This is a genomic window from Thioclava sp. NS-SX20 (genome assembly GCF_057380695.1).
In genome coordinates, this window is record NZ_JBXXRY010000003.1 from 165,095 (window position 1) to 177,781 (window position 12,687).

Consider the following 12,687-nt stretch of genomic DNA (forward strand, 5'->3'; position numbering starts at 1 on the left):
TCAGGCCTCCTGTGCCGCAGCTTCTTCGGCCAGAACACTGGCGCGCAGGCTCTCGCGCAGCTGGCGGCGGCTGATCTTGCCGACGGCGGTGGTGGCAAACCCTGTCACCATGCGGATTTCGTCGGGGATCTTGAAGGCCGCCACATCGCGCGCGCGCAGATGGGCGCGCAGCGCGCTGGCATCGGTGCTCTGACCCTCTTTCGGCTGGATGAAGGCGCAGGCCCGTTCGCCCAGACGCGCATCGGGGATCGATACCACCACCGCGTCGAAGACCGCAGGATGGCTGAGCAGCAGATCCTCGACCTCTTCCGCCGAGATCTTCTCGCCATTGCGGTTGATCTGGTCATTGCTGCGGCCCTGCACCACCAGATGCCCCGACGGTAGACGGATCACCATATCGCCGGTGCGGTAGAACCCATCTTCGGTGAAGCTGCGCGCATTGGCGGACGGGTCGTCGTGATAGGCGCTGATCGTATAGGGGCCGCGGGTCAGCAGGTTGCCCGGCTGGCCGTCGGGAACCGGATGACCGGCATCGTCCAGCACCAGAACCTCGTCATCGGGGCAGATCGGGCGGCCCTGAGTGCCGATGACCAGCGCGTCACTGTCTTCGGCGCGGGTATAGCAGACCAGACCCTCGGCCATGCCGAAAACCTGTTGCAGGCGACAGCCCAGAACGGGGGTCACGCGGCGCGCGGCCTCGGGCAGGAATTTCGCCCCGCCCACCTGCAGGATTTGCAGGCTGGAGAGATCGGGCTGCAATTTTTCCGCAGCGTCCAGCCACAGCAGGGCCAGCGGCGGCACGAGGCCGGTGATGGTGACGTTTTCCCGCGCGATCAGCCCGAAGGCGATCTGTGGCAGCGGTGTCGGGCAAAGCACCACCCGCCCGCCGGCATAGAAGGTCCCGAAGGTGCCCGGCGAGGACATGGTGAAGTTATGCGCATTGGGCAGCACGGCCAGATAGACGCTGTTCTCGTCCATCCCGCAAAGCGCGTTACTGCCGCGCAGGGAGTAGATGTAATCGTCATGGGTGCGGGGAATGAGCTTGGGCAGGCCCGTCGAGCCGCCCGAGATCTGCAGGAAGGCCACCGATTGCGGATCGGGGTCGACGGGAAGGCAGGCGGGATCGCCCTGAATATCCTCAAGCGTCAATGTGCCCTCGGGGGCGGTGCCGGAAATGATGACATGGTCCAGCCCGTCAAGCTCGGCCTGCACCTCCAGCGCCAGCTGGGCATGGTCGAAACGGTCGATCTTGTCCTGAACCACGATCGCGCGGGCCTGTGATTTTCCGGCCAGATGCTGCACTTCCGCGCGACGATGCGCGGGCAGCGCGTAAACCGGCACCAGCCCTGCGGCAAAGGCACCGAACACGGCTTGGAAAAATTCGGGCACATTCCCCATCTGGATCAGGATACGCTCGCCCGGTTGCAACCCCAGTGCCACAAGCCCCGCCCCGAAGCGCAGCGCGCGCGTGTGCAGTTCGGCATAGCTCCAGTTTTGGGTGCCGGAGGTCAGGCAGATGCGGTCGGGATGGGCCGCGGCGCGCTGGCGCAGCAAGGCCGGGAAGGTTTCTCCGCGCCAATAGCCCTTTTCGCGATAGCTGCGGGCACGGTCGGCGGGCCAGATCTGGGTCGGGTTGGACATGTCACTCTCCGATAAACAGAGGGGCCGCGCAATCCGCAGAGGGCTGCGCGGCACAATGTTTTGCTTTGGGGGTTATTTTGCGCTGATGCGGGTCAGACGGTTCGCGGTGGGATCATCCTCGCCACCCGATTTGTTGACGACATAGACATTGCCCGCGCCGTCCTGCGTCAGATGGTTCGGCGTCGAGCCGACATCCAGATTGGCCAGCAGCTCGCCCTCGGGAGAGATCACCGCCACCGCATGCGCGCCGCGCAGGGCCACGAAGATATTGCCGCTTTTCGGCTCGACCACGGCATTCAGCGGGTTCGCGCCAACATTGACCTGTTTGATCAGCGCGCCGGTTTTTCCGTCAAGGATGGAGACCGCATCATTGCCCTGCGCAACGGTATAGACCCTGCTGCCATCGGCGCTGGCGGCCACACCGATCGTGCTGACCGAATGGGGCACTTTCCACGTGGCTTTGACGCTGTCATCTTTCAGGTCGATCACCGCAACCTCATTGCTGCCCAGCGACGAGACGAACAGCTCGTTCGCCTCGGGGGCAAGCGAGAGGCTGGCGGCTGCAAAACGCTGGCCGCGCTGCGAGGACGGGATTTCGATCACCGCCGGTTCCGCATCCAGATGCTTGGCATCGAAGACATAGATCTCGGGGGTGAAGGTCGCGCTGACATAGGCTTTGCCATTGGCCAGCAGAACATCCCGCGGGTGGTCGACGCTGTCTTCGGGGAACTGTTTGATCAGCGACAGGTCCTTGCTGTCATAGACGGCCACGGTGTTCTGGCGGCTGTTGGTCACCCAGACCTGATGGTCCTGCTCGTCCAGACCGATACCGTAAACCGCAAAGACACCGCCTTCACGATCCCCTTTCGAGGGGGCGGCCTGCGGCGTCACGCGGGTGGTGATTTCCATCGATTGCGGGTCGATCTTTGCCAGCTCGCTTTCCTTGACGGGCGGGCGGCCCACGGCGCCGGTCACATAGATCGCGTCCTTGCCAACCGCTACCTGATAGGGGTTGCGCACGATTTCAACGGATTTGAGCGCGTAATTCTCGCTGCCGCTGAAGGGAAGCTGTTTCGAGACTTTCAGATCGAAGACGGTGGCCGAAGGGGTGTCGCCGCCCAGTTCTGCCACCACAGGATAAAGCCCGGCCTTGGCGGTTGCGGGGATCTCGAGCTCGGCCTTCAGATTGCCTTTGTCATCGGCCGCAAAGCTGGCACCATTGCCCAGCACTTCACCTGCCTGACGCAGCGAGACCGGCTGATTGGGGGCAAGGCCCTGTGCCTCGATCTCGGCTTTGCTTCCGGCAAAGATCGGCGAACGGTTCGCGCCCTGCGCCGAGATGCGGCCCTCATACCCGCCGGGGGTCGTGAAGGGGTCGGCCAGTGCGATGCTGCTCCACACAAGAAGCAATGCCGTTGCGGCAGCCCCGACAGCCTGACCTTTGGCCGAGACCGGAGACCGGAGAAGAGAGTGTGTCATGTTGCGCCCTTTCAGGTGTGCAAGTTCTGATGGATGACCCTCTGGCTTCGGACTTCTCCGTGGCGTTTGTCGTCCCCGATGTCGGGGCGAACCGGGCCAGGGCGGCCCGTTTACGTCTCTGCTCCGGCATTTACCGGAGAAGAAACCTATTCTGCAACCCCCACTGTCTTATAGAGGGAGGCGACGAAGCTCTGGCCGTGGCTGAGGCCCGGAAACTGGGTGAATTGGCCGGGGATACCGGCGGCGCGTGCGGTGCTCACAAGATCTTCCAGCGCATGTTCGGGCAAGGCCCCGCGCATTTTCACGAAAGCTTCCGTCTGTTTCGTGCCCGGATCGGTGGCCTTGGCGCGTTCGGCGCTGCCGATATGGATGTCGAGCGGGCGGCGCGACCAGCGGCCCGCGCGCATCTGTGCCTCGAAGGCGGGGCCGATGCGCGCCTCGTCCCACCACAGGGCGGGGCTGGCCGAGGTGAAGGCCACGAAGGGGCTGTCGGGCTGGCTTGCGGCGTAAAGGACGAAAAGCCCGCCATAGCTATGGCCCCATAATGTGCGCTCCTGCGGGTCGACAGGCGCGAAGCTTTCGGCGCGCGGGATGATCTGTGTGCCCAGCAAATGCAGGAAACTGTCGGCATGCCCCGCCGAGGTGCCGGTGCGCGGGTCCTTGATGGCAAGGCCTTTCGGGTCCGGCGGCGTGTAGTCGCGGGCGCGGGCCGCCGTCGCGAAACGCTGCGGGGTCTGATAGCCCACCGTGACAATGATCCGCTGTGCGGCCTGCGGGATTTTGGCCAGAATCTCGTCGGTCAGCCGTTCCATCACGGCCTGCCCATCCAGCATGTAAAGGATCGGCCAGCCCTTGGCCGGTGCCGGCCCTTTCGGCACCAGCACGCCGATTCGGTAATCCGGATTGGCCGCCCCTTCCTCGGGGGCGGGTGCGGCGGGCGCTGGCAAGGTGAAGCTGTAGACATCGCGGACTGCCGATCCGGTATCCAGTTGCGACGGGGGCAGCGGCTTGGTCGAGGGCTGCGCGCGTAGCGGAACGGCAAGGGCCAGAGTGAGAATGCTGCCCATGACCATCTCCCGACGATACATCATTCGTTGATCTCCTGTTCCAGCACCGTCAGAAGCGGCGCTTTCTGTCGCCATGCGGCATACCAGCGATCGACCGCCGCGCCAAACCAGTCGCGATCAACATTTCGAACATCCACCCCTGCCTGCCGGAGTTCGGCCAGATTGTCGGCATCGATCCGGGCATAGGCGGCATTCATCTGGGCCAGTTCGCGCTCCATGATTGCGGTGATTCGGGTCTGGTCTTCGGGCGAGATCTTGGCCCAGCTGCGCTGCGAGGCGACGGCAAGCATCGGGAAGATCATATGGTTGGAATTCAGCACAACCTTGGCATTACGCCAGTATCCGGCGGTCCATGTGCCTTCATGGTCGATCTGCATGCCATCGATCTGGCCATTGGCGAAGGCGTCATAAAGCGCGGGCAGCGGCATCGGTGTCGGGGCGGCACCGAGTTCTGACCAGAACGCCATCTCGGGGGCCAGTGGCACGGTACGGATGCGTTTGCCCCGCAGATCGTCACGGGTCTCGATGGGGCCGGACATCACGATCTGGCGCATTCCCGCCATGCCCCAGCCCAAGCCCTTCAGGCCGAAGCCATCCAGCCGGTCCAGAAGCGTATGCGCCACACCGCCTTGCAGGATCTGGGCGGCCTCCTGCGTGTTGCTGACCAGATATGGGGCGTAGAACACGCCATAATCGGGATCGCGATTGGCGAATTCGCCACCGGTCAGAAAGGCGAAATCCACCGCTCCGGTCTGCACCTGCTGCAAGATCCGCGCCTCGTTGCCCAGCTGGCCCGAGGGCATGACCATGATCTGCACGCGCCCTTCGGTGCCTTGCGCGATTTCTTGGCTGATCTCTTGCGCGGTTTTGGTCCATTGATGGGTGGGCGGGGTGATCAGCCCCAGACGGAAAGGCTGGGCGCAAACGGCCAGCGGGATTGAAAGGGCAATGGCGGCCAGAGCGAGACTGCGGAACATGGAAAGGGGTCTCCGTGGTGGGTCACTGGAAAAACGAGGGAATGGCCAGCGCGAAGCGCGGCCAGAGGGTCAGCAGCGCCAGCACCGCCAGCGCGGCGGCCAGAAACGGGCGTAGCACGCGGATCAGCGCGGCGGTGGGCAGGTTGTTTTGCAACGCGGCCGTATACAGCCCGACCCCGACCGGCGGCGTCATCAGGCCGATGGTCAGGTTGAAACAGGCCACCAGACCGAAATGTATGGCGTCGATATGGTAATGGTCCACCGCGACAGGCAGCAGCACCGGCACTGTCAGGATCAATGCGGGAAGCGGATCGCAGATCATTCCCAACCCCAGCAGCAGCAGGTTGACCAGCAGCAGGAAGACCAGCGGATTGTCGGACAGGGTCCACAGGAAGTGTGCCACCAGCGCGGGCAGGTTCTCGAAGGCGATGATCCATGCATAAAGGCTGGCCGCCGCGATCAGAAACAGGATCGCGCCGCTCATTTTGGCGCTGACCAGAAGCGCCTGCCAGATCCGCCCGAATGTAAGCGTGCGGTACAGCGCGGCCCCGACCAGAAGGGTCAGCGCGATGGCGGCGACGCCGGCCTCGACCGGTGTGGCAAAGCCCAGCATGATCGCCGCGATCATCCCCGCCGGAATCACGATGGCGGGTAAGGCCTCCAGCAGGGCCTCGCGAAACCCCGCCCTAGCCGCCGAGGGCGCAGGGGCTGCGGCAACCGGAGGCGTCGGAAACGCGCCGCGCCGCGCCATGCGGTCGATCACAAGCGCAAAGACCGCCGCCAGCAGAACTCCGGGCGCGATCCCTGCCAGAAACAGGTCGCCCACGGGGACCTGCGCGATCACGCCGTAAACGATCAGCAGCATGGAGGGCGGGATGATCGGGGCCAGCAGCGCCCCTGCTGCCGTCAGGCCCGTGGCCACATCGCGGGGATAGCCTGCCCGTTCCATTTGCGGGACCGCTAGGCGCGACATCAGCGTGATCTGCGCCGCCGTAGAGCCCAACACCGCCGCCAGAAGCGCATTGGCAATCAGGCTGGCCTGTGCCAACCCGCCACGCAGCCCGCGTGTCAATAGCGAGGCCAGCGCATAAAGGCGCGCCGCCGCTCCGCTGGCATTCAGCAACTCCCCCAGAAAGATGAAGACCGGCAGGGCCAGCAGGCCATAGTTTTCCATGCCCTGAAAGAATTGCTGCGGCAGGCTGAGCAGCAACACCCCATTGCCCGCCAGCAGGATTTGCGCCACGGCCCCCGCAATCATGGCAAAAGCCACCGGAAGCCCCAGCAGCAACAGAACGATGAAAATGGCAAGGCTCAGCATGGGGCCGCTCTTTGTACGGGGGCCACCAGACGGATCAGCGCGTGGTAAAGCGCGCCCAGACTGGCCGGAACCAGCGGCAGCCAGATCCAGATTTTCAGGATGCCCAGTGTCATCACCGGTTCGGTATAGGTGTAATTTCCGGTCGTCATGGCCAGTTGCATGGCCCCGCCTGCCCCGATCAGGCCAAGCGGATCAAGCCAGAGCCACAGCGTCAGCACGAAACCCGCCAGCATCACCGCGCAGACCGCATCGATCAGGCGTATCAGGAAATGCGGCAGATGCGGCAGCAGAAGGTCGACCCGCATATGCCCGCCCTGCGCCAGATTGGCCGAGATCGAGAAAAGCGCCCCCCAGACCATCAGGCTGATGGCCAGATCATCGCTGAAAACGAAGGGATGGCCAAGGCTTCGGGCCACTGTTCCCGCGCCCATCATCAGCACCACAGCTGCAAGGCAGGCCGCACTCAGAGCCATTTCGGCCTTTGCCAGAAGCGGATCGAACCGCAGCAGCGTATCGCGTAGTTTCAGCAAGATCATTGGTTTGGTCGTGGTTGGGGGACGGGATGCGGAAGGCAGACACAGCCCGCCTTCCGCCTGTCCGGATCAGAAGGTTTTTGTCAGGCCCACATAGAAGGCGCGGCCTGCCTCGTTATAGGTGTTGGCCCCGTCGCCCGAACGCAGGATCGACTTGTCGAAGACGTTGGTCACGCCGCCCGACACATTCGCGCCGTTCTCGAATTCGTAGCTCAGCCCGAGATTGACGATGGTATAGGAACCCAGATCGGTCGTATCGCTGGCCTCGTAGCCCGTCACGCCCGAATAGCTGGTGGCTTTCGTTTTGCCGTAATGGGTCAGCGAGGGGGTCACGGTAAAGCGGTCGGTCACAGCCCAGTTCAGCGATGCGTTGATCGTGTATTTCGGCACCAGCGACAGCGGCACCTCGATATCGATGGCATCATAGCTGGTGCCGCTGGTGGTGGTGCCACCGTCGATATGCAGCTTCTGCTTCGACGAGATCATATAGGTGCCGTTGACCGACAGCGACAGGTTCTGCGCCAGCGGTGCCGCGAAGCTGCCTTCAAGGCCGGAGACTTCCGCATCGGGAATATTGGTCCATTGATACAGGCGTGCATCCGTCCACGCACCATTACGATAGATGCTGACGGTGCCCACCTGATCCGTGCCCGCCTGAATCTTGTCTTTGTAGAAGTTGTGGAAATAGGTCAGCGTGCCGTTGATCTGGTTGGCCCCGCTATAGGCGACGCCGATCTCGGTATTGATCGAATGTTCCGGGTCCAGATCCGAATTGCCGATCACATAGCACGGGCCGTTCCGGTAATAGGGATAGGGGCAGCCGTTGCCGCTGGTGGAATAGACATAGCTATCCGACAACTGGTAGAGCGTCGGGGATTTGAACGCCCGCGCCACGCCACCTTTCAGGGTCCATTCGGAGGACAGCGCATAGGATGCGTTCAGCCCGCCCGAGATATTGATCCCGAACGTATCGGCATAATCCACCCGCAGACCGGGGGTCAGGGTCAGGGCTTCGTTCCACTGGATATTGTCTTCCAGATAGAGGCCCAGTGTCGTCTGCTCGGTCACCGGATCGGCATTGGCGGTATCGATCGCGCCGTCCTCGGTGGTGAGGCTCGAGAAGGAGCTGTAATCGCTCAGGTCCAGCCGTTCCCAGCGCATCTCCGCCCCCAGCGTGATGGCGGACGGGCGGCCCAGAACGTAATGGTCGATATAGGCTTCGCTCTTGGCCGCGACCGCATCCAGAATGGCGGTATCCCATGTATCGGTTGCGTTGATCGTGCCTTCGCTGCTGCCTGCCGTGCCCTCGCTCAGGCGACGGTTCTTGGTGTGCTCGTACTGGAGGTAGTTCATGGTGCGACCCCAGTTGTAATCCCCGTGATGGGTCACACCGAAGGTGCTGCGCTCCATTGTATTGGTTTCGGCCCCCTCATCGGCCAGCGCGTCCACCGTGCTGTCACCGGTCGAGGTCACCCGCCCGCCCAATTGGGTATCACCGGCATATTCGTTGCTCTGGTGCGAATAGCCCAGATCGAAGTCGAATTTATCGGTATCGGTCGGTGCCCAGCTCAGACGCAGCGTGGCATCCTTGTTGACCACCCCTTCCATCCCCGCATCATAGCTGCAGGTTTCCTCGCCGGTGGTCGAGTCGGTCTCGCAGGTGCCGACGCTGGCATTGATGCTCGCATCATCGCCTTCGGATTTGTTGTAATTGCCGGAGAAACGGAATGACAGCGTATCCGAGATCCGCTTGGCCCAGAGCATGTTATAGCGCTGGGTCGCACCCTCGAGGCTGCTTTCGGGCATGTCATATTTGAAGCCGAGCTGGACCAGATCATGGTCGGGCTGCTTGGTGATGATGTTCACCACACCGCCCGCAGCCCCCGAGCCATAGCGCGCCGCTGCCGGTCCGCGAATGACTTCGATCCGTTCGATCATCTCTGCCGGAACCCAGTTGGTGTCACCGCGCGTGTCCCGCTCGCCCGAGCGGCCCATTTTGACCGAGGTCCGCGACAGCACCGGCTTGCCGTCGATGAGGATCAGCACGTTTTCCGGACCCATGCCACGGATGTCGATCTGGCGCTGGTTGCCGCGCTGTCCCGTCGAGGACGTGCCCGACATATTGACGCCCGGCATCTTGCGGATGATTTCCGCTACGTCATTGACCACGGGCTGCTTTTCCAGATCCTCGGCGGTGATGGTGGATGAACCCAACGCCTGTTTGATCTGCTCTTCAGCGGTCACGATGATTTCGTCGAGCTGGAGTACCTCGCTGGTATCCGTTGATTGCGCCAAAGCGGGGAGCGCCCCGCTTGTCAGGATGAGAGACATGGCCGCGCCACAGGCGAGGCGTGCGTGAAGTGTCATTCGGAAAGCCCTTCTGAGTTTGCAATTCGGCTGGCGAAGGGCTGGCCTGTGAGGAATGGCTCCTCCTCTGCACCGGTTGCTGCAAAAGAGAAGGCATGTGGCTGGGAAGGCGTAAAACAGCATCCTATGCATGACGAAATGCGCATAATCAGCTTGCTTTTCAGGGGGGTATGGAATGCTCCCCTTTGCCTCCATGATAGCAGGCCGGTTCCTTCCCGACAGGCGGGTCTGGTGGAACAGGCTGGAAAATCGCGGTGGCTGGGGTGGGGATTCGTTACCCCCATCTTGGCTCTCATGGCGCAGTAACGATTTATCACAGATTATTTCAAGTGCGTCAGCTCACAGGGTATCACGAAAATACGCACAATCTTTTGAAGGGCGCGTGTCTGCTGCCGGATGGCCCCAAACGGGCGATCTGTGGCCGGTTCTCGCCAGGTCAGGGCGGGGCCGTCGCGGGTTTTCCGCTGAAAATTCGTCTTATAATACCACGAAAACATGAGGTTATCCGGTTTTCCTCGCGCGCGGTTGTCGTGCTCCCGACCTCGCGCGAATATTGACTGATAATTTTTGTCGGGTTATCTGGGGCGAAACGGCACCCAACCTCCCGTCAGGCACCCGTTCACCCCCCGCTGCATCCTTGCAGCTTCAACCGGATGGATATGGCCTTGGAACATCAACGAATTGATATGAACGATGCGCTTCTTGCACAGGGGGTGCCGCTGGTGCTGGGCGATGTGACGGGGCAGATCGATACCGCGTGGCAAGGTACGATTGCGGCATTTGCAAAAAACGGGGTGCCGCAGTCCAAAGGGCGCTGTGCGGGCGTCTTTCCTTTCACCCCGACCGATCCCGGATGGCTTTATGCGCTGGCACCGGCAGAACGGCCGCCTGCCGTCACCGCAGAAGTTCTTTCCCCGCCGCAGGCACAGTCTGGCGCCTGGCAGTTTTCCCCCGCGCCCGAGGTTTACGGGGCTGCCGTCGAGCATGCGGTGGAACAGCTTCGCTCCTATGAGACACCGTTGCAAAAGGTGGTTCTGGCCCGCGCGCTTGATTATCGTACCGCCGCGCCTGTGGACCCGATGGCGGTCGCGCGCCGTCTCGGGCAGGACCCGCATGTGACCAGCTATGCCCTGCCCGTGCCGCAGATCCGCTCTGGCAAAACCGCCGATGCGCAAGGCGATATGCGCTGGCTGGTCGGGGCCACTCCTGAATTGCTGCTGGATAAGAAAGGGGCGGCGGTCATGTCGCATCCGCTGGCAGGCTCAGCGCCCCGCAGCGCCGATCCGGTCGAAGACCGCGGCCGTGCCGAGGCTCTACTGGTCTCGACCAAGGATCTGGCCGAGCACCGCTATGTGGTCGAATATATTCACGATATTCTTGCCCCCTATTGCCACAACCTGACCACGCCCCAGACCCCTGCGTTGCAAAAGACGGCCAGCATGTGGCATCTTGGCACACGGATCAGCGGTGTGCTGCGCGATGCCGACCTGCCCTGTCTTGCCCTTCTGGGCAAGCTGCACCCGACCCCTGCAGTGGCAGGCACGCCGCTGCGTCCCGCGCTGGATCTGATCTCCAGACTGGAACCCGAGCCGCGCGGCTTCTACGCAGGGACGGTGGGCTGGCTTGAGAACGAGCGCGACGGCACATGGTATGTCACCTTGCGCTGCGCGATGATCGAGGGGTGCATGGCGCGTCTGCATGCGGGTGCGGGGATCGTACCCGACAGTACCGCCGCCGCCGAAATCGCTGAAACACAGGCCAAATTCATCGCGATGAGCGATGCGCTTGGCATTGACCTCACGCATTAAGGATTGACCTTATGAGCCTTCCGGGAATTCCCGATTACCCGCTTCCCCGCAGCTTGCCGCAGACCCGTGCGCCCTTCACGCTTGACCCTGCGCGGGCGGCCTTGCTGATCCATGATATGCAGGCCTATTTCTGCGCCGCCTATGGCGAGGGGGCATTGACGCGCCCGACCTCGGCGCTGTCGCAGGCGGTCGAGGCGATTGGCCGCCTTGCGCAGGCGGCGCGGCGCGCGGGCGTGCCGGTCTTCTACACCGCCCAGAAGGGCAACCAGTTCCGCCCCGACCGTGGCTTGCAGGCCGATCTCTGGGGGCCGGGTATGAAGGCACAGCCCGAACATGAAGAGATCATCGCCCCGCTGGCCCCGCAAGAGGGCGATATCACTCTGGTCAAGCACCGCTATAGCGCCTTCCAGAGATCCAACCTTGCGTCGCTGATGCGTGCGCGCGGTCGTGACCAGTTGCTGATCACCGGGATCTACGCGCATATCGGCTGTCTGGCGACGGCAACCGAGGCCTTCCAGCGCGATATCGAACCGTTCTTTGTGGCCGATGCTCTGGCCGATTTCTCCGAGGACTGGCATCGCCGCGCGCTGGACTGGGTGGCCGATTGCTCGGGCGTGCCGGTTCTGGCGCAGGATATGGTCGCGACGCTGGAGGGGCAGGCATGAAACTGACAGGGTTCGAGGGGGCGGTGGCTCTGGTCACCGGCGCGGCAGGCGGTATCGGTCTGGCCTTGGTGCGGGCTTTGTCGGAGGCTGGCACGCAGGTCGTGGCGACCGACCATCCCGATGTGATCGCACGCGCGCCGCAGATGACGGGTGTGACATGGCACGGGCTGGATGTCTGCGATGCGCAGGCGGTCGAGGCGCGGGTGCAGGCGACGATCCGCGATCTTGGCCCGATCCGCTTCGGGGTGCATGCCGCAGGTATTCTGGCCGAGGGCCCGCTTTTGAGCACCAGCGCCGCGCAGTGGCGGCGGGTGATCGAGGTCAATCTGGACGGGGCGTTCCATGTGACCACGGCATTGGGGCGGCATATGGTGGACAATGGCGGCGGGAGCCTTGTTGTGATCGGCTCGAATTCCGCCGATATTCCACGGCTCAATATGGGCAGCTACCCTGCCAGCAAGGCGGGATTGCATATGTTCGTGCGTTGCCTCGGGCTAGAGCTTGCGCCCGCCGGTGTGCGTTGCAACATCGTGGCACCGGGGTCGACGCTTACGCCGATGCAGACCGGCATGTGGGCGGGGCCGGACGGCGCGGAACGGGTGATTGCCGGAAATCTTGCGCTGCATAAAACCGGCATCCCCTTGGGCAAGCTGGCTGTGCCGGAAGATATTGCCGCCGCCGCGATGTTCCTGCTGTCCGATCAAGCGGGGCATGTGACAATGGCCGATCTTTATGTCGATGGCGGCGCGACCCTGAAGGCCTGAGGCAGATTTGAATCAACGGAGGGGAGGAGCGGCGGCGATCTCAGGGAGGAGGAGGAGATCGCCGCCTG

General features: G+C 63.0%; 10 protein-coding genes. 3 read left to right on the forward strand and 7 right to left on the reverse strand.

The window, feature by feature from the left end:
- The 7 genes from AC2ISB_RS16460 to AC2ISB_RS16490 form a co-directional block, all read right to left on the reverse strand.
- Entirely contained in the window at positions 1-1,641 is a 1,641-nt protein-coding gene (locus AC2ISB_RS16460) for a (2,3-dihydroxybenzoyl)adenylate synthase (protein ID WP_486577254.1), read from the reverse strand.
- Between the two features lie 72 nt (positions 1,642-1,713).
- Positions 1,714-3,120: an ATP-binding protein gene (locus AC2ISB_RS16465; RefSeq protein WP_330647099.1), complete on the reverse strand. Its 1,407-nt coding sequence runs from the start codon at positions 3,118-3,120 to the stop codon at positions 1,714-1,716.
- 146 nt (positions 3,121-3,266) lie between these two features.
- Positions 3,267-4,211: an alpha/beta hydrolase gene (locus AC2ISB_RS16470; protein ID WP_341485744.1), complete on the reverse strand. Its 945-nt coding sequence runs from the start codon at positions 4,209-4,211 to the stop codon at positions 3,267-3,269.
- A complete protein-coding gene (locus AC2ISB_RS16475) occupies positions 4,208-5,164 on the reverse strand; it encodes a TRAP transporter substrate-binding protein (protein WP_330647097.1) in 957 nt (318 codons plus the stop codon). The genes AC2ISB_RS16470 and AC2ISB_RS16475 overlap by 4 nt, the downstream gene beginning before the upstream one ends.
- Positions 5,165-5,186: 22 nt before the next feature.
- Positions 5,187-6,482, reverse strand: a complete 1,296-nt coding sequence (locus tag AC2ISB_RS16480) for a TRAP transporter large permease (RefSeq protein WP_330647096.1) — start codon at positions 6,480-6,482, stop codon at positions 5,187-5,189.
- Entirely contained in the window at positions 6,476-7,018 is a 543-nt protein-coding gene (locus AC2ISB_RS16485; protein ID WP_341485747.1) for a TRAP transporter small permease, read from the reverse strand. Before AC2ISB_RS16485 ends, AC2ISB_RS16480 begins: the two co-directional genes overlap by 7 nt.
- 66 nt (positions 7,019-7,084) lie before the next feature.
- A complete protein-coding gene (locus tag AC2ISB_RS16490) occupies positions 7,085-9,382 on the reverse strand; it encodes a FepA family TonB-dependent siderophore receptor (RefSeq protein ID WP_486577255.1) in 2,298 nt (765 codons plus the stop codon).
- A 686-nt stretch (positions 9,383-10,068) separates the two neighbouring features.
- Here AC2ISB_RS16490 and AC2ISB_RS16495 point away from each other — a divergent pair.
- Genes AC2ISB_RS16495 through AC2ISB_RS16505 form a run of 3 tightly spaced genes read left to right on the forward strand, consistent with a single transcriptional unit; the run spans position 10,069 to position 12,619 of the window.
- Complete coding sequence (locus tag AC2ISB_RS16495; RefSeq protein WP_486577256.1) at positions 10,069-11,190, forward strand: isochorismate synthase; 1,122 nt, start codon at positions 10,069-10,071, stop codon at positions 11,188-11,190.
- 11 nt (positions 11,191-11,201) lie between these two features.
- Positions 11,202-11,855: an isochorismatase family protein gene (locus AC2ISB_RS16500; protein WP_486577257.1), complete on the forward strand. Its 654-nt coding sequence runs from the start codon at positions 11,202-11,204 to the stop codon at positions 11,853-11,855.
- Complete coding sequence (locus AC2ISB_RS16505; protein ID WP_330647091.1) at positions 11,852-12,619, forward strand: SDR family oxidoreductase; 768 nt, start codon at positions 11,852-11,854, stop codon at positions 12,617-12,619. The genes AC2ISB_RS16500 and AC2ISB_RS16505 overlap by 4 nt, the downstream gene beginning before the upstream one ends.
- Positions 12,620-12,687: the final 68 nt, after the last annotated feature.